10 protein-coding genes and 1 pseudogene are annotated in these 18,751 nt (G+C 66.7%); 5 read left to right on the top strand and 6 right to left on the bottom strand.

The features are described 5' to 3' along the window. The first annotated feature begins 503 nt into the window (after positions 1 to 503). From ACWDCZ_RS03685 to ACWDCZ_RS03665, 5 genes are read left to right on the top strand one after another with little or no spacing between them, the layout of a single operon-like run. Positions 504 to 3,221: a DEAD/DEAH box helicase family protein gene (locus tag ACWDCZ_RS03685; RefSeq protein ID WP_449815128.1), complete on the top strand. Its 2,718-nt coding sequence runs from the start codon at positions 504 to 506 to the stop codon at positions 3,219 to 3,221. Beyond that, on the top strand, positions 3,218 to 4,567 hold the full coding sequence (locus ACWDCZ_RS03680) for a hypothetical protein (protein ID WP_449815127.1): 1,350 nt from the start codon (positions 3,218 to 3,220) through the stop codon (positions 4,565 to 4,567). Before ACWDCZ_RS03685 ends, ACWDCZ_RS03680 begins: the two co-directional genes overlap by 4 nt. Further along, the gene (locus tag ACWDCZ_RS03675; RefSeq protein ID WP_449815126.1) at positions 4,564 to 6,078 is read left to right on the top strand and encodes an N-6 DNA methylase; all 1,515 of its coding nucleotides are present in this window, start codon (positions 4,564 to 4,566) and stop codon (positions 6,076 to 6,078) included. The genes ACWDCZ_RS03680 and ACWDCZ_RS03675 overlap by 4 nt, the downstream gene beginning before the upstream one ends. A gap of 34 nt (positions 6,079 to 6,112) precedes the next feature. Further along, positions 6,113 to 7,747 (top strand): AAA family ATPase, encoded by a 1,635-nt coding sequence (locus ACWDCZ_RS03670; protein WP_449815125.1) that lies wholly within the window; start codon positions 6,113 to 6,115, stop codon positions 7,745 to 7,747. A 20-nt stretch (positions 7,748 to 7,767) separates the two neighbouring features. Beyond that, the gene (locus ACWDCZ_RS03665) at positions 7,768 to 8,877 is read left to right on the top strand and encodes a restriction system modified-DNA reader domain-containing protein (protein WP_449815124.1); all 1,110 of its coding nucleotides are present in this window, start codon (positions 7,768 to 7,770) and stop codon (positions 8,875 to 8,877) included. A 152-nt stretch (positions 8,878 to 9,029) separates the two neighbouring features. Here ACWDCZ_RS03665 and ACWDCZ_RS03660 read toward each other — a convergent pair whose 3' ends face one another. The 6 genes and pseudogenes from ACWDCZ_RS03660 to ACWDCZ_RS03635 form a co-directional block, all read right to left on the bottom strand. Further along, complete coding sequence (locus ACWDCZ_RS03660; protein ID WP_449815123.1) at positions 9,030 to 13,028, bottom strand: hypothetical protein; 3,999 nt, start codon at positions 13,026 to 13,028, stop codon at positions 9,030 to 9,032. Next, a complete protein-coding gene (locus ACWDCZ_RS03655; protein ID WP_269858036.1) occupies positions 13,025 to 13,438 on the bottom strand; it encodes a DUF6375 family protein in 414 nt (137 codons plus the stop codon). The genes ACWDCZ_RS03660 and ACWDCZ_RS03655 overlap by 4 nt, the downstream gene beginning before the upstream one ends. Further along, complete coding sequence (locus tag ACWDCZ_RS03650) at positions 13,435 to 14,334, bottom strand: radical SAM protein (protein WP_449815122.1); 900 nt, start codon at positions 14,332 to 14,334, stop codon at positions 13,435 to 13,437. Before ACWDCZ_RS03650 ends, ACWDCZ_RS03655 begins: the two co-directional genes overlap by 4 nt. Before the next feature lie 259 nt (positions 14,335 to 14,593). After that, complete coding sequence (locus ACWDCZ_RS03645) at positions 14,594 to 17,173, bottom strand: TniQ family protein (RefSeq protein ID WP_449815121.1); 2,580 nt, start codon at positions 17,171 to 17,173, stop codon at positions 14,594 to 14,596. Beyond that, positions 17,170 to 18,306, bottom strand: coding sequence for an AAA family ATPase (locus ACWDCZ_RS03640; protein ID WP_449815120.1), 1,137 nt, complete (start codon positions 18,304 to 18,306; stop codon positions 17,170 to 17,172). Before ACWDCZ_RS03640 ends, ACWDCZ_RS03645 begins: the two co-directional genes overlap by 4 nt. Continuing rightward, positions 18,303 to 18,751, bottom strand: a pseudogene (locus tag ACWDCZ_RS03635) (hypothetical protein); the annotation flags it as partial. The pseudogene ACWDCZ_RS03635 and the gene ACWDCZ_RS03640, both read right to left, overlap by 4 nt.

Here is an 18,751-nt window from a genome sequence, read left to right as displayed (position 1 = left end):
GTCGGGCGAATCGGCCGCGTTTGGGGGCAGCACCGGTCTGCATCTGGTGAAACCTCGATGTTCCACGCGGTTCACGGGCGATAGGCTAGGAGACAGGTCTGCAACGGCTATCACGCCGCCGACCGCATCATCAGGCAGGTCAGGCAGGGAGGGCTGGTGTGGCTCGAGAGTCGAACGAGCTCGAAAGTCGATTCACGAACCTGGCACTTGCCTCGGCCAATTTCGGGTTCCTCCTTCCGCACGAACCGCTCCTAGTCCTCTATGGCGCGTCATCGGAGGCCTGGGCACCCACTGTCCCTGCTGACTCAGTGGTGGCTGCGCGTCGGTTCGGTGAGGTTCTCGCCGCCAAACTTGGCCATGTGGCCGGGGTGCGACTGCCGACGGCAGCCCAGTCGTCTCGTCTGCGGGTGCTGACCCGTGCTGGGCTACTGCCTGCGCGAGTCCTTGCCGCGTTCGAGGACCTTCACGGTCACCCGAATGGTGATGCTGATCGGGCGGAGGCGGTGGCGTCGCAGCTGGTGCAGCGATGTTTTGAGCTGGCTGTCTGGTTCTTCCGTCTCCAGACCGGCGACCAAGAGCCGATGCTTTTTGTCCACACCAGCCCGTCTGACCTGCGCGTTCTGGCAGAGCGAGTGGTTCCGGTGGATGCGGTCGAGCCGCAGCTGCGCCGCGAATTTGACCTCCGAGTAGGGCCCACGTCTCTACCAGCTTCAGAGCGCGAGCGCCTGATCGTCAGTGCCCGCGATGCTGCCTATGAGCCGCTGACAGAAGACGCGATTGCGGCGGAGGTGCAGCGCAGGCTCACCCATGCAGGGTGGGATGTTCTGGGCCCCGATGCGGGTGATGACTGGCATCACTCACTCGGCTGCGTGTTGATCGAGCCCCGTCTGCCCGGCGGCAGCCGTGCCGACTTGCTGCTGTTGGTTGGCGGGCAGGTGGTGGGGATTATCGAGTACAAGAGGGACGGCGCGGATCTAAGCACGGCTATGGAGCAGGCGGGGAGGCTGGCCATCGCGGTGACCGACGCCTCGCCGTGGCCGGTCTGGCGCTCTCCGCTGCCCTACCGGTACGTAAGTGACGGCCGGCGGCTGCTCTTCTACGACACCAATGATCCAGAAACGCGCGCCCGGCTGGTCAGCGGCTTCCACCGGCCAGCCACGTTGGCTCGTTGGCAGCGCGAGGCAGAGGCCGACAGTGAGGCCCCAACCTATCGCGCAAGGATGACGGCCCTGCCGCCCTTGCAAGAGGGCACGCAGGCGGCCGGACAAATGCGATTGCCGCAGTTGATGGCAGTTCTGGCAGTCGAGCAAGCCCTCGCGGCCGGAGATCGCCGAGCTCTGGTCCAGATGGCTACCGGCACGGGACGGATCTCTACCGAAGTCTTCGCGGCCTACCGCCAGCTCAGATACGCCAAGGCCGCCCGCATTCTGTTTGTTGTTGATCGCGTGGTGATGGCACATCAGCTGGTGGCTGCGTTCCGGCAGTTCGCTCTCCCGGATACGGGTCGGAGTCTGGCTGATGTGTACCAAGCAGCAGAGCTGACGTCGGCAGGCGTGCCATCGTCGGTATCCATCGTCGTGGCCACGGCACAACGGTTGGAGAGCATGCTGGCAGGCACTCCCGAGCTGAAGGACGGATCCGCCCGCGTATCGGCCTATGAGACCGCCGAGCAGGTCTCGCAGTCCAACACCGCGCCGCTCGAAGTGACCTACTCCCCGGCCCTGCCGCCTGACTCCTTTGACCTTATCGTCGTCGACGACTGCCACCACCAGATCTACGGACGAGGGCGTGCTCTCCTGGAGTACTTCGACGCTCCGGTGGTCGGATTCACCGCGACACCGGTCGCCCCGGTGTTCGGCTTCTTCAAAGCCAATCTGGTCAGCGAATACCCATTCGAACAGGCTGTCGCCGACGGACTCCTCGTGGACTACGCCGTGTACCAGGCACGGTTCGAACCATCCGGACGCGCAGCGCTCGTGCCATTGACTGAGTACATCGCCGCCGAGGCCAAGGCTCCGCGCCGCACCTGGTACGAGCAGTTGGACGAGGACCTAGCTCACGCCGGACCGGCCAGCGCCCCACGGATCGTGGGGTCAGAGCAGCTGGCCGCGGTGGTGACGGCGTTCCGTGATGAACTGCCTGCCCTGTTCCCCGAGAGGGCAACCGAGAGCGAGCTGGGTGTACCCAAGACCGTGATCTTCGCACTCAGCGACGCGCATGCGGAAGACATCGTGCACCAAATCCGCGAGGTGTTCGGTGCCGGTGACGCCTTCTGCCAGAAGATCACCATGCGCAGTGATAACCCGGACCAGCTGCTGAGGGACTTCCGGACCGCTCCGCAGTTTCGGATTGCCGTGGTGGTGGACATCATGTCCGGCCACACAGACATGCGAGCGGTCGAATGCGTGCTGTTCCTGCGCGATGTCCGCTCCGCTGCCTATTACGAGCGGCTGCTGGCGCAAGGGGCTCAGCGCATTGCGCCAGCGGCGCTCCGAGCGGTCACCCCAGGAGCATTCGCCAAGACCCAGTTCGTGGTGATCGACGCGGTGGGAACCTCGCGTCATCATCATCGACGACTCGTCAATGTGACCGATGCATCCGGCCGGGCCGGCCGGCGTGCCCTGGAGCGCTTGCTGAACCGCACGGTGGACGCCGGCATGACCGCTGACGAGACGGCCGAACTCGGGGTGCGGCTCGCCCGGCTCGTTCCCGTGTTGAGCGAGGCGGATGGCGCCGCGGTCCGAAAGCTGGCTGGCTCTTCCTTGGAAGGGTTGGTGGCCCGGCTTCTAGGCACCGTCGATCCGGACCACGTTGCGAAGGTCCGCGCAGCCTGGGGGCCGGAGGCCCTCGAGGAGGAAGTCCGCGATGCCAGGGCGCTGCTGGGCAACAGGCCTGCGCTGCGGCAGCTCCTGCTCCGCCTCTACGACAGACCGGCTGCACCGGATGCGGAGGAGCCCACCACCGGACAGGGTGCGGCCGCCGAGGGCATGCGACAGCGTCTGGCCGCGTTCATGCAGCAGGCAGGACCCTTCACCCCGGCCCAGGTGTGGTGGATCGAGAACATTGCGGAAGCGACTGCCACCGCCGAGGACCGATTTGATCCCCGAGACCTCGACAGCGTCCCGTTTTCGGGTCGGGGTGGCACCGATGGGTTCCTTGGCGCGTTCGGCGCCGAAGCCGCCATCGACCTCCTCGAAGACTTGGGTGAGGCACTCGCTTGAACCTTGACCTTCCCACCAGTTGGACCCTGGTGAAGTTGGCTGACGTCCTACGCGAGCCGTTGGCCAACGGCCGGTCCCTGCCCACCCGCGAGGGCGGCTTCCCCGTCCTGCGAGCGACGGCTCTTCGCTCGGTGACGGTGGACTTCACCCAGACCAAGGGCGGCGACGAGACAGCTCACAACACCCCGCCTTCCCTGGCAGAACCCGGTGACCTGCTGGTCAGCCGGGTCAGCGGCTCTCACTCCCTGGTCGGCGAGGGCGCCTTGGTGGACGAACCTCTCCGGACGGTGGCCTTCCCCGACACCATGACCCGCGTGCGCGTGCAGCCTTCTCTGGTCGACCCGCGATACCTCGCACACCTGTGGAACTCGCCGGTCGTGCGCCGCCAGCTTGAGGATCTGGCCCGGCAGGGCGGTACCGCGCTATACCGAATCAACCACCGTGACCTGGCGCAGATCCGGCTTCCGCTCCCAGCACCCGAAGAGCAGGCCCGGATCGCCAGCCTGGTGGAGGAGCGTCTCGCCCAGATCGACGCCACCATGACCCGCACCCGCAGGGCCGTCGATCGGGCCGACGAACTGGTCCAGGCAATAAGCACCCAAGCCAGTCTGGGCGGGCTGTCCGGTACCGACCGTGTATCAGGAAGCCTGCCGCCTGCGGGCACCCAGGATGGCGCCCTGCCGGCCCTGCCTGCCGACTGGCGGTGGGCCCGCCTGGAGAGCGTCGCCGAAGTGACCCTCGGGGTAGCCAGGAACAACAGACGGCAGTGGGATCCTGTGGATGTGGAAGTTCCCTGCCTGCGGGTCGCCAACGTGCAACGGGGCCGACTCGCCCTGGATGACATCCACATGATCCGGTTGCCCGTGCAGCGGGCCCAGGCCACCCGCCTCCGCACCGGCGACGTGCTCCTGACCGGAGGCGGAGATCGCAGCCAGCTGGGCCGCAGCTGGATCTGGGAGGAGCAGGTGCTTGACTGCGTCCACCAAAACCATGTGTTCCGAGCGCGCATCACCCACCAGCAGCTGCACCCGAAGCTCTTGGCCTGGCACGCCAACGGATTCGGCCGCCAATGGTGCGAGCGCAACGCCACGCAGGTCACCGGGCTGGCATCCATTGGTCTGGGGAAAATCCGGCTGATGCCGGTACCCGTCGCCCCGGCTAGCGAGCAGCAACGGCTGGTCGCCCTGGTCGATGCGCACCTCACCTCCCTGCGGGCTTCTTCCGCCGCCGCCGAACGAGCGATTGACGTGGCCGTCCGGCTGCGGAGCAACCTGCTGCAGCAGGCGTTCACCGGCCAGCTGTCCCAAGGCGCCCACCCGTTCGGGCAACAGGAGTCCTCGCTGTGAACCCACCTTCCTCCTCGTACCCCGGGCACGACCCGGACCTGGCCAAGGTCCTTTGGTCCTTTGCCGACGTGCTGCGAGAAGACGGGGTCTCAGGCATCGAGTACGTCGAGCAGCTCGCCTGCCTGGTCATCCTCAAGTTGGCCCACGAGCAGAGCCGGCGCCCGCTCAACCCTGTCGACATGATTGGCTACGATGCGTGGGCAGAGATCCGCTGGAGCGCCGGTGAGGACCAGCGACACCGCTACGAGCGGGCCTTGGACCGCCTTGCATATGGGTCGGGCAACCTCGCTCTGCTGTTCCGCAAGGCGCAAAACCGCATCTCGGATCCCGCCAAGCTCAGCCGCCTGGTCGACCTGGTCGATAGTTACAGCTGGTCAGGGAGCGACAGCACTAGCCGCGGCGCGCTCTTCGAAGCCTTGCTGGCCCGGCTGACCGCCGATACCAAGACCGGTGCTGGGCAGTTCTTCACCCCCCGCCCGCTAATCGAAGCAATCGTGCAGTGTGTCCAGCCGGGAGTAGGCGATACGATCATCGATCCGGCCTGCGGCACTGGCGGCTTTTTGACCAAATCGTTCGAGTACCTGGTTGAGCACTTCCCTGCCGGCGTTACCCCCGCCGAGCGTGCTCGACTGACCGAGGGCGCGTTCAGCGGCACCGAACTCGTCGATGCCACAGCGCGGTTGGCCACCATTAATCTCGTCCTGCACGGACTGACACGGGCCGACGGCCGTCCCCTGATCGCCGTAGGCGATGCGCTCGCCCAGGCTCCGACGCGACACGCGACGCTGGTCCTTACCACGCCCCCATTCGGCAGGCGATCCACGATCGCCGGGGAGACGTACGCGTACTATCGGCCCGACTTCTGGGCGGAGACGGGAAACCGGCAGCTCAATTTCCTCCAGCACGTCTACAGCCTGCTCCAGCTCAACGGCCGGGCAGCCGTCGTGGTATCCGACAATGTGCTCTTCGAAGGCGGAGCCGGCGAGCATGTCCGGCGCCGACTCCTTGATGTGTGCGACGTACACACCCTGCTCCGGCTTCCGCCAGGCGTCTTCTACGCAACCGGCCTCAAGGCCAGCGTCCTGTTCTTCGACAAGCCCGCTCCTCGGGCGGACGGCAAGCCCTCAACCAAAAAGCTGTGGGTGTACGACCTTCGCTCCCACCGCCCCGTGCCCACCAGTACGACCACGCTGTCCGGTGCCGACTACGACGACTTCGTGTCCGCCTACCTGCCAGGACGGCCCCGCAGCGAGCGGGTCGAGTCACACATGTTCCGGTCCTTCAACGTGGAGGACCTGCTCGCCCGTGAGCGCACCAACCTCGATCTTCTGGCTGCCAGCCCACCTGACGATCTGCTTGCCCCCGACGAGCCCGAATCCGATCTGCACCACATGGCACAGGAAATCGCGGGTGAGCTCCTCTCGGCCCTGGAGGAGTTGACCGCTCTTACCGAAGCGCTGCGGCCCTACAGTGCACACCGCGACCGCCAGGATCGGGGATCGACGACATGACCGCGACCACACCCGCTGCGTCTGGGGGGACCGCATGCGTTTGCTGCGCCTGAGCCTTCCCGCCTACCGCGGGCTACGGGACTTCCACTTGGACCTCACCGACGCGGTGGATGGCGGTCATGCCATCGCCACGCTGATCGGCCCCAACGGCGGCGGTAAGTCGCGGGCGCTGCACGCGCTCGCCGAGATCTTCGGTACCCTGCACCGGCCGAAACATCGCGCGGCTTTCCCTTTCGACGTCCAATACGAGCTGCGCGGCACAACCGTCCGGGCCGTGCAGACTGCCCATTCAGCCGCCCCCGAACTGACCGTGACCCAGGCCGGTCACGAGTCAACAAGAGTGCCGAGGGCCCACTGGCCGCAACATCTTCCCGACCACGTATTCGGCTACCAGGCCTACCCACACGCGCCCTGGACCGCGGAGTTCGACCAGCACCGCCGCTTCGCGACACGTCGCCTGGGCGACTGGCGCCGACAGTGGCGAGAGGATCTTGACGCTTGGCTCGCCAGCCGGTCGCCCGAGGACGCGTGGCCGGAACAGCTCGCCCTCCCCATCCACTGCCCCCTGTACACCCCCGTCTTCCTGTGCACCCCCGCCCACCTGCCGCTCCTCCTTCTGGCGCAGACCACACACTGGGCCGACTCGTTCGGCACCTACCTGCGGGAGCACTCTTACATCCAGCACGTGGCCTCAGCCGTCCTACGCGTCAAAGCGCCCCGCACCGCGCGGGGGGCGCCGTTGGACGCGCTGCCATACTGGGGCTTGGGCGGGCCGGCCCGCACTCTGTTCGCGGCCGTGGCCGAGTCCGGCCGCTTCGGCCCAATTCCCGATCCGGACCCGGTGGACAGCGCGGGGAGCCCCGCCGACGGGTTCCGGATCGTCCTCGGCACCACCGAGGACGTTCGGGCCTTCCGCAACCTCTTCGACAGTGACCTGTCGATGTTTGGGCTGCTCGCCACCCTGCTCGACGCCGGGTACCTCACCGTCGAGGTCCGCCTACACAAGACCGGCGCAGTAATGCTCGGGCTGGACGACCTGAGCTCCGGAGAGCAGCAACTCCTAACCATTTTGGGCCTGCTGCGGCTCCAGCGAGCACAAGAGTCACTCTTCCTCCTGGATGAGCCCGACTCACACTTCCACCCCGAGTGGAGCCGACGCTGGTACAGCTCCGTACGCACTGTGCTGGGGACACACCAGGACTCACAGTTCATCACGGCTACCCACGAACCTCTGCTGGTAGCTAACATGACCCGCCAGCAGGTCCGGATCGTCGCCACTGATCAGGAAGGTCAGGCCACTGCCGTGATCCCCGAGGCCACCCCGCGAGGCCAGGGCGCGGGCGGCCTGCTGACCACCGATCTGTTCGGGCTGCCCACGCAACTAGACGAACATACCCAGGAACTGATCGACCGACAGTACGCGCTGCTGCCGGTGGCGGGCAATGATGCGGTCCTTCAGTCAGAGCTCCGCGAGGTCACAGCCGAGCTCGACGCACTGGGCTTTTCTACGGCGAACCGCGATCCGCTGGTGGCGGCCTTTCTAGCCGAACTCCACCGCAGGCGCCGCGCCCTCGTCGAGGCCGCCACCGGTGCGAACCCTCCGCCTCCACAGGTCCTGGAGGTCTTGGTCGCCGAACTGTTCAACGAGCACTTCTCATCGGTGATCTGACGCCAATGAGACATGTGGACATGAGCGGGCTCATCACTCCGCAAGCGTGGGCAGCCAAGACCGAACGCACTTTGGATGTCGTGCGGGCAGCCATGGCCCGCAATGCCAAGCGCCGTTTCACCGAGCACTGGACCGACGACGAGGTACGCGACCAGTTGGTCGCGCTGCTCGGACCGAAATGCTGGTACTGCGAGACCACGATCCAGCGCGCGGATATCACCGTCGACCACTTCCGACCCAAGTCCGAGGTGCTCGGGGAACCCGGCCACAAGGGGTACTGGTGGCTCGCCTACAAGATTGCCAACTACCGCATCGCATGCAAGCACTGCAACAGCAGCGGAGCCAGGTTCAACGGAATGCGGGAAGGCCGTGCGAAGGGCAGCCGGTTCCCACTGCTGGCCGGGCCGCGCGCCTGGCGCCAGCGCGATGACTTGGACCTTGAGCAACCGCTGCTCCTGGATCCCGCACAAATCGGCGATCCTGATCTGCTCGGTTTCGACACCGCCGGCTACGCCCGCCGCGGTCATACCCCCTACTCGCAGGCCGAGACGCAACGCGGTGTGTGCCGCGCGGACGAGACCATACGGATCCTAGCGCTCAACAGCACCCAGATCACTGAGCAGCGCAGCGAGCTCATGAAGGAGATCGCTGCACTCGCGCAGTTCCCAGGCAACCCCGTCATCCAGGACTTGATCGATAAAAGAGTGTGCCCTACCGCGCAGTGGAGCGCAGCAGCCGCAGCCGCTCTGGCAGTGCAGCGCGCCTGCAACCGGCAGCTGAACACGCCCGACCGATCCGTGGCGGCGCGCCCCGCCACGGCGGGCAGCACTCTGGGGCGCTCGAACGTCGACTTGCATGACCTTCTCGAACACCTCGATCCCGTCGAACTGAAGGCGGGTATTTCGCTGACCGGCCGCTACAGGAACAAGGTGCACACGGCGGTGCTGCTCCACGACGGCCGGATAAGCGTCTGGAATCGACCCTGGGGAACCCCGAATTCTGCGGCCCGGGCTGCCACTGGAAGCGACGAGATCGACGGATGGAACTTCTGGCGGCTGGCCATTGGCGGTGTTGAACAGTCGCTTGCCGAGTTCCGCGCCGCACTCACCACACCCGACCCACCGGCCTGAGTGGTCACCCCTGCTCGCTACTCACCCTGACGCGCCCGAAGGTGTGGCCGGATGTACAGGCCCGACAAAGGACGGACCGGTCCTCATCGGAATCCGCGAGTGATGAGTGCCGCTCATGGCAGCTGATCATGAGCAGAAACCGCTACGAGGATTCAGGACGATGGTGGGCTGTCAGGCTCGAGTAGCCGGACATGGCGCCACACGTTCGTGTAGGCACGCTGGGCCTCCCGTACCCATGAAGGGGGCGCGTGCCAGTCGACGGCGACCTCGCGCTCGCCCCACGCCACCTGCATGATCCGGCGGCCGGCGGCGAAGCTCTCAACGAGATCACGGCGCAAGAACAGCAGGTTCCCGCGCCAGGGCTTGTCCACGCCGAAGACCGCGGAGACGCGTCGGCCGTCCAAGCCCACGAGGTCCAGGGTGCCGGGCAATTGACGCAAGCCGAACTGAGCGGCGAACTCGTAGGACGGCACGTTGTATGACCCTCGCAGTGCACTCTCCGATTCACTGCCGGAGGAGAACTCAACAGCGACTTGGCCGAGGCCGATGCCTTCGGTGTCCTGCCAGTGCCGCCGCATTTCCGGCTGCGGGTCGGCGGCTGAGGCGGGGTCGAACCTGGGGCTCCAGGGCATTTCCGTGGCCAGCACGCCGCGGGCTGTTGGGAGTGAGGGGAAGAAGTCGTTCCCCGGATAGCCCTGATCTTCGGCGAGCCGCCGTGCGCGTTCGGCTTCTTCGGGGGCTAGCAGAAGGGTTCGGAAGAACCCGAACACCGTCCGACCATCATGCTCGTGGGCCAGGTAGCCCTCGGCCAGGAGCCAGCCGCCGTCCACACCGTGGATCTCCGCCGGAGACCTCAGCTGGTCGGGGACTGCCACACTGCCGGACGTGACCCAGGTCTGATGGTCCATGCACTCCACAGATGCCCACGACGGAAGGTGCACGGGTACGGCCGGCGGCTTGTCAGGGAAGCCCGGGTCGATGTCGGGCATCAAACGTTCCGGCTCCCCGAAGGGGGCCGGTGCCCGTCCGGCGTCCACGAGACGGCCGACCATTTCGTGATAGGCGATCCAGCTGTACTTTTTGCCGTAACGCTCCACCTTCCTGGAAGAGCTGTGGCGGCGCTCGGCACTCATGGCGATGCCCTCGTCGAGGCTGCCGAATTCTTGGCTGCGCCAGCCGAGTTCCCAGACGCGGGCCCTGACCTCGGCGCGGGCTTGGCGAAAGTCAGGGTGGGTGTAGTTGTAGTTGCCGCGGTCGTTGATGGCAGCTCCGATGACGTAGTTCTCAAAGTCCATGCCCATGGTGCGGTCGCATTCCGGTGCATGAGGATCGTCGTCGGCCATCACATTGGCGGGCCCCACGGCGGCAAACGTCAGGGCGCGGGCGTAGACACCATCCGGGACGGCGGCGGGGTGGAGAGCACCAGCGAACTCGAAGGTCGCCCGTACGTAGCCGCGCAACTGCTCATGGGAGGTGGGAGTGGCGCCACCATCGAGGAAACTGTCGTGCAACTGCGCCAGCCAGTCACGCAGCGCCTGCTCGAACGATCCTTCGGGATCAGGCATCTGATGGGTGCTGGCGGCACCGAACGCGGCACCGACTAGGCGCTCGACGATGTAGAGGTCATCGACGTCGAGCATCCTGGCCGCGAGGTCGAACAACCGCTTGGGTTCCGGCCGGCCGTATCGCTGGAGGGCCTTCGTGGCGAGGTCACGCAAGACCGTGTCCGTCGAGGCCAGCAGCCAGGAGATGGCCAATGCATCCAAGTCGTCGCTCTCGGCACGGTCTGCCCGGGCCTCCCATCGGCTGACCGTCTGCTCCAGGGCCTTGGTGAGCACTCCTGGGGCTTGGCCACGAACCCATTCGGTCCAGTACGGATCGCGCTGCGCAAGGGGAAGCCGCCGCAGGACCCGGTCAAGGAACTCGGCGTTCAAGCGGTGCCGAGCAGACCTGCGCACCTCCCACAGGCGGTCGAACACATGACGATGCCCTCGGCCGCCGGCCCAGCGTGTGCTAATCAGGGCTTCAAGCGCGTTGACAGTCTCGTCATCCAGGAAACCGGACTCAGTGGCGAGTTCACCGGCGAGCGCGAAATCACGATGCTCGGCCGGGGCAGCGCGCCATAGGTGACGCTTGGTGAAGCGACGTGGGAGCAGGCCGATCAGCCCGACGGTGACATCCTCACCGAGGGAGTGCGCCTGCTCGCCGAGGAGGGACTCCCACAGATCCGGCTCCGCGAGCTGATCGTGGACACCGGAGTAGGTCATGCGCACCAGGAGCGAGTCGGCGATCAGGTATCCGGCGAGGCGGTCGAACGCGAATGCGCTCTCGGTGTCGTCGAAGCCCTCCGTCTCCTGGCGAATGAGGACCCCTTCCTCCACCAGGCGCCGGAAGAGGCTCTCGTCCCAGCTCGACTGGCCCGCATCTAGGATCTCCCTAGCCTCGTCGGACGGCAGACGGCGGAGCTGATGTGTCCACATGTGGTTGGCGAGGTTGGCGAGGCGGCGCTTGATCTGCTCGGCGGGCACGTGGGTGCGCGCCGGGTCCAGGGCCAGGCGCTCGGCCACACCGTCGCGGTACAACTCGAAGACACCCACCAGGGACTGAGGCAGCGCTTCCGCGCCCACCGGTGTCTGGCGCGTGGGGTTCGCTGCCTCGCAGTACATGCGGACGAACAGGGGGCTATGGAAGGCCACCGTCGGAAGCCAGGCGCCGGACGGGTTGATCTTGTACTCGCGGAAGTAGACCGAGACGATCTCGGAGACCTCCGCCTGCTGCCACTCCAGGTCCAACCGCGTGGCGTCCTGGGGGATCAGCTGGTCGGCGTGTGCGTCGCGAAGGGTGACGATGACCATCACGTAGGGGTAGTCGCCCAACGCCGGCGCCAGTTCGGCCAACAGCCTGCGCCATTCGAGGGGCCGCTCGGCCTCGTTCAGCCCGTCGATGACCAGCGGGATGCGACAACCCGCCCGAATTCCAGAGGAATTGAGCGCTTCCAGGAGCTGGTCGAAGCGATCGGCCTTGATACCGGGAATCCGCCGTGCGAGGTCGTCAAGAGTGCTGCCAGCATGCAGGCTCCCGCCTTGGACGAACACCCCTGCTGCAGGTCGGCCGGTCGGTGCGGTCATCTGCGCGGCGAGGTGTGTCTTGCCCTGCCCCGCGGCGGCGGTGACGGCAAGCAGTGGAGCTTCGGCATCGGCTCGCGCAGTGCTGAGCCACTGGACGATGTCGCGAATGTCCGCGCCAAGGCCAGTCACCAGAAGCGCCTCAGGTCGCTGATGCCTCCTTAGCTTGACCACCAGGCGCTTCAGCGCTCGGGGAGAAGTCGTTGGCGGCTGTTGGCCTGCGAGCCGCTCACGGACCTCGCCAGGGCGAAGGCTCCTGCCGGCGTCGATGATCGCACGCAGGTCCTCGACGAAGCGATTCAGGTCGTCGGCAGCAACTGCGGCGGCGCCACGCGAGTCCGGGTCCAGGCCATCGAGGGCGGCGCGAAGCGCATCGGTACGGACTGCGACATCGTCGGTTCGCTGCTGCAGCCAGTCGAACGCCGCCGGGCGTAGCAACGCACGGTCAATGTGATGCTCAGCCTGGGTTGAGGTGTGCAGGCGGGGCATCCACCGGAGCCGGACCGGCGCAACACTCCGCTCGTGGGATCGCTTCAATACCTCGGGGGTAAGCGCGAGTTCGCCGAAGAACGTGGCCCGCAGCTCGTCAAGCCCGGCCAGTTGAGCCTCGTAGTTCTCGGCGCACCACAGGCTGACTTTGACGGTTTCCTGGCTGAGGCCGTCGATCCAGTCCTCGTCCTTTTTCGCCGGCCGGTGGGGTAGGCAGAGAACAAAGTCGGTCAGCCCATCAAAGTGCTTGACCGCCAGCCTGAGCGACTCTTCGATCAGTTCGCGCTGGCGGACGGTCAACTCGTTCTTGCTATTGAGCGCGAACCACTTGCACGACCAGCCCCAGACCCGGCCGGGATCGCCCAGGGCGCCGACGCGGTCGACATGGAAGTAGAACTCGACACCGGGCTGGTTGCGCCGCTCCCGCATCCTTCCCAGCGCGCCGTGGCGCCGAGAGACGATGGCTCGCGTCAGGGCCTCGAAGCTCTGGTCGGGGGCACCGGGCAGGCGCTCCAGATCAGCCAGATCCAGTGTCACTCGCTCACGTCCGATCGCGGCGTCGCGTCCTCGTTCCATTCGTGGCGGGAGAACACCTCGACCTTCGCACCGTAGTGGAGGAACACCTTCAAGAACCCCTGTACATCGGACTCATCGGTCCAGAGCCTGACCGTCTCGGCGTCGCGGGTGACGCTATGGTCGAACGCGTAGTTGTCGACGTCGGAGCGGCCCAGGTCGTACAGCTTCATTTCCTGCAGTGCGTCGCTGAGTTCGCGGGGCATGCGCTCATCGTGGGTGCGCCAGTCGTCGTCGGACCACGTGTCTTGGGCGAGTTCCTGCAGTGCCTTCATGCATTCCTCGGCTGCCTTCGCGCCGGTGACTTCTTGGAAGCGGCCGATCATGACGAGGTTCATCGAGTGCTCCGAGCCGTATCCGTTCCAGATCCTCATCGTGCTCCTCTCAGCGTCTGGACGGCATCCAAGATGGAGGCGCCAACCGGTGTTCCCACAGCAGCGTAGGCGTGAGGGCGCAGCACCCCTGTGGCGTCGACGTGCATGTGCGCGTCCAGAGGATGCTCGCCCGGGAGTGCCTCCGCGACTGGCAGCGCCGTCTCGAGGCCGGTGCGCGAGATTGCGAGGCGAACCCCGGCCCTGGCGGCCGAGACCCACTCGACAAGACGCCGAGCATCGGTTTCGCCGATACCAGGGGTAGCCGCAGTCGGCTGCTCCGGCAGAAGCAGCAACTCAGAGGCGCCGACATCGGCAGCGAACCTGGCGACGTCGTCAAGTTCATCGACGGTGTCGGCGTTGACCACTGTGTTGATGCCGAACGGGGCAAGGGAGGCGAGCAAAGAGGCCGCTCGGACCACGGAGGCGAAAGGCTTGCCGCGGAGCCGTTCGTACGTTGGTCCGATTCCGTCGACCGACAGACGGACGAAGTGGACGGCCCCGCGCAGGGACTCGATGAAGTCGGGCGTCAGCCGGTGCCCATGCGTAGTGAACGTCACTGCCATTGACGTGGACTGAGTAATGTCCGTGCACAGTTGAGAAAAGCGGCGGTACGCGGTCGGCTCCCCTCCTCCGAAGCCGACGCCCAGGCACCCGGCCGCATCGAGCTCGACCGCCCAGGCCAGTACGTTCTCGGGGTTGAGAGCCGCAGCATGCTTGGGCGCGTAGCAGTACAGGCACTGGAGCTCGCACGCGTTCGTCAAGGCGATGGACAGGTACCGCGGTGCAGGAGAGAACTGCTCAGCAGCGACAGACACCTCATCGAGCAGGACGTTCATCCCGGAGGTGCGGTCAAACAAGTGAACGCCACAAGCGGACAGGCGGATCTTGCACGTCATCGACGACATGATGCCACGAGGGCCAGCGACGGCGAGGATGAACGGAAAATATCGCCTTCTGGCGTTTCGTTCCTGGTTCTGATGGTCCGATTCCGCGCCAGGTCGGGACGGTTTCGCCAGTCAGTCGGCGGGGCAGAAGTTGATCATTTTCCAGACGACACCTGCGACATGGCGTTCTCGTCCATGTGCTCGCCAGCGCGCTGGCCGAGACGCTGTAGCTCTGCACCGGCGCTGCGAGTTGGCGTGGTGCCGGAAACGGTCACTGGGGACGATCGGCGGGGTCGGTGTCGCGGGCGGCTCTCAGGAGGTGGCGGGCCTCGTCGATGAGGGCCTGGCCGCGCTCGGTGGCGGTCAGCGGGGTGGCGCGGTGATAGATCGGGAAGCCGACGCTCCGTTCGATGTAGAGCACGCGCTGCCGCAGCGCGGTGTCGTTGCCGTCGTAGAGGTCGCGGGCGGCTGCGGCGAAGCTCTGGTATCCGGGGACGGCGACGATGAGTTTCAGGCGCTGGAGGGCTCCGGTGCTGTTGGCGACGGTTTGAAGGGCCGGGCTGGGCGGCTGGGGCAGCACGGTCATGAGGGTGCCGAGTGTGCTGTAGCGGCCGGGGGCGCGCAGGGGGATCCCCCATTGCTTGGCCAACTGGGTCAGGCGGAGATGGGAGACGCCGGCTTCACGGACGAGCGCCATGATGCTCCGTCGTTTCTCGATGTATTCGTGGTAGAGCCAGTCGCGGGTGACGGTCGGGCGGGATCGCAGTAGGACGCCGTCGTGCTGGAGGAGCCGGCGGACGATCGCGGGGCTGCAGGACGCCAGGTGGGCGATACGGGTCAGTGAGAGCTGCTGGTTCTCGTAGAGGTCGTGGAGTTGTTGCGGGGCGAGCAGGCCTGTGCGACGGTCGGCCAGCGGTTTGCCGTTGGCCGGACGCGGGGGCAGGCCGGTGTCGGTGGCTTCGCAGTGGAGCCGCACGTGCTCGGGGGTCAGATTCAGGTTCTGGGCGATCTCGTGCACGGATTCGGTGGTGGCGAACAGATCTCGGAAGGCCTCATGGTCGATGGCCGAGGGGGAGGCACCGGGCCAGCGGAGGTCGCTGACCCACTCGTCGGGTGGCTCCCAGGTGACGGGTTCACTGATGCCGTGCCGGGTGAGATGGTGCTGGGCCTGCTCGCGCAGGAAGAGCCGCAACTCGCGTGGGGCTTGGAAGCGGAATTCCCGGATGCGCGCGGTGTAGGGGCTTCGGCGATCCTCTCCGGTGAGCAGGGCGAGGATGTACCAGCGCATGACGGACGTGCGGTTGGTGCCTCCAGAACTCCAGTTGTGCTGAGTGCACAGGCGAGTGTAGGCATCGAGGTCGACGGTGACGGTGTCCGGAGTGAACAGAGCGCGTCGGCGGGCGTAGTCGATCGGGGAGCCGTGCTCGTCCAGAGCGTACGCGAGTTGAGCCAGCGCGGATGCGAGCGGGGTATGGTCGCGTCCCTGGTAGTGGCCGCGTTCGATGGCGTCCCGGTCGGTGTGGATGCGGTGGTTGCCGAGAAGCGGTCCGACGCGTTCGAAGTTGAGCTCGGGAGGGCCACCGGTCAGTAGAAGGAAGCTCGCGCAGCCACGGCGGAAGGCGGCGATTCGCACCCTGGTCTGCGACTGGTCGGAGGTTGGGGTGGTGGGCAGCAGGCGCATCGTCCAGCCCGGCCAGAGCAGTGCCGGGACCATGGCGGCGCGGCGGCGAATGTCTTCGGCGCTGCGATCCGGCCAGCGCGGGGTCGGGCTGGCGCTGCCGTACCGAAGGCGAGCGTGCAGGTCGGCCTGGGCGTCGAGCTGGGCAAGGACACGTGGGACCAGCCCCGGTGCGGTGCGTATCCAGCGTGCTGCCAGAGAGCCAATGTTGGTCTTCTGACGCGAGGTCAGCAGCGTGCGGTCGGCAGCGAGGATCCAGTCGAAGACGGCCTCGCGGTCGCGGTGACCCGGCTGGAGGGCGATACGGGCGATCGCGGCGCCCAGGGCCGCATTGTGAGCATCATGGGTGCTGGTGCCGTCGGTGAGAGCGGGCAGGTTGCCACCGCATTCGGCGAGGATCGTGTGCACGACGGCCGGCGCCTGGTCGGGGATGCTGTGCAGACCGCGGACCGCGCGCCGCGCGAGCGCGTAGAGCTGTCTCAGCTCTGCAGCGGCAGCGGGGCGCCGTTCCGGGGCACTGGTCAGGAGGGCGGCCAGGTGGTGATGGGCGGTCAGAACCAGCCCGCCAGCAGGCAACGGAACAGCCTGCGCGAGGGTAAGGTCAGCGCCGCAGGCCACCCGGCGGCGGGCGGAGCGCGCGAGCAGTTCCGGATTGTCGCGGGTGCAGGAGCTCGGGCCCGGGCCGAGTCGGCGCTCCCGCCAGGGTTTGGGGGAACGCCCGCAGGACGGGCATGAGTCCACCAGCAGTACCCGGTGGCGCGGACAGGCGAACGCCGAGGGCAAGCACCAGGCGATCGGGCCGCGGCCGCCGTCGGCGCTCAAGCAGGCTGGACAGTAGCGCGGCCGGGCCCCGCCGAAACGCCAGGAGGGAGCCAGGGCCATGCGGCGGCGGTCATCCACCAGCGTGACCGCCAGGCCGTCGTAGAGCTCCAGCGTCATGGACACCAGCTCCCGCCGCGGCAACCCGGTGGCCCGCCCCAGTGCCTCGGCCTCGTGGGCGAACATCCGGATCGTGAGCGAGGCAGCCTTGGTCCGCGGCAGCCCGATGTGCTCCAGGAAACCGTTACTGGTGGTGCGCAGGCGCCGAGCGTAGGCGGCGATCCAGCTCTCCAGCGCCTCGCCCGGCTGCGGTGCGACGAAGATCGGAAGCCGACCCTCGGTCCACGCGCTCACGCCGACCGCCTGCGCTGTCCGGTCCGGACGCCCGGCCGGGTGGTCAGCAGTCCCGCCTCGATCGCCGCGGCCAGCTCCCGGCGGGCTTCCTCGGCGGCCGCGTCGTTCTTGACCTGGTCCATCAGCTCAACATCCAGACGCTCGCGGCCACTTCGGATCGCCCGCAGACAACCGCGGTTGATCAGCGCCATCAGCGAGGCGAAGTGCCCGGTGGAGCGGGAGTAGAGGTAGTCAGACAGGTCGTCGGCGAGCATCCCGGGATACTTCTCCGCCAGCACCAGCATGCGCTCGATCGTCTTCAGCAGTGTGCGCCACTCCCGCCGACCGACCTCGTTCTCGACCTGGAACGGTAACAGCGTCAGCGGAGTGGTGCGGCGCCCGAACTGGGCCAGCAGCGCGTCCTGAGGCAGGAAGCCCTCACGCAGCAGCCCGCGCTGCTGCACCCCCACTCCGACGTAGATCAGCGTGACGGGGAAGACGTTGGCCAGGTATTTCAGCTGGTTGGCCATCCGGATCGCGTTGCTGCGCGAGCCGGCCAGGAAGTGGACGTCGTCGATGACGATCGCGACGGTCTTCATGCTCAGCACCGCGTCCACGGCCCGCTCGGCGAGCGTGTCGGCGTTGCCGGACACCGGGAGCCTGTAGAAGCGGCAGATCGCCGCGTTCAGGCCGCGGATCTGCGTGTTCCCGGTGAGCGCGATGTAGATCACCGGGATCCGGCGGTGTCCGCTCGGTGTGGTCTCCCCGCGCAGAGCGATCTGCTTGCGGTGGAGCAAGCGCGCGTAGTCGCGCACCGCCGTGCTCTTGCCCAGTCCCGGATAGGCGTCCACCAATGCGGCCGGCTTGGTCTTGTCACCGTCCTGCCGGTTCGACTCCACGATCTCCCCCAGGTCCGCGTGCAAGGCCAGCAGCTGAGGCGTGTGGATCGGGCCGATATTGGCATGCCAGACCTCGCGCCGGTCGTTGTGCCTCAAGAGCTCGCGTGGTGACAGGTCCGCGAGCTGAGCGCGGGTCAGCTGCTCAGGCTGCACTCGATCCGGCCCGTTGACCTCCTGCAACCAGCCCTCAAGCCGAGTCGGGGAGTACTGTCGCTCATCACCCTCGAACGGCTCCTCGCCGGTCCCCGCGCTCAACTGGTCTCCCAGATATCGGAGTAGAAATCGTCCTCGTCCATCGGGCAGACGCCGTCCGCTTCCTCGCCTGGAAACGTAGCCTCGCACTCCTCATCCCCGTCGTCGTCACCTGCGAGGTCCCCATCAACGACGGATGGGCCCTGGAGATCCGGTCTGCCTCCCCTCTCGACATCGTCGCCAGGTGAAGATCCCAGGGCGGTCAGGCGCCGAACCGACGGCAGCTGCGCGATCTGATCACGCTCGTTCTGCGGGGCGTCGTCCTCGCCAACCAGTAGCAGGCGTTCCTGCGACAGCCGTACTGCCATGCGCCGCTCGACGCGATCCGTGGTCAACCCCGCACCCCAACGCTCTAGGGCCTGTGTGATGTTGTGATCAATCTTCGGGTTCTGCCCCGCTCCGGGGCAGAACCCGGTAGGACTGTTGGATGTGACGCGCAGGCAACTCA

This window comes from Kitasatospora sp. NPDC001225 (assembly GCF_053597855.1).
The sequence above is the reverse complement of the archived record's forward strand: the minus strand, read 5'-3'. Positions and strand labels throughout refer to the sequence as shown.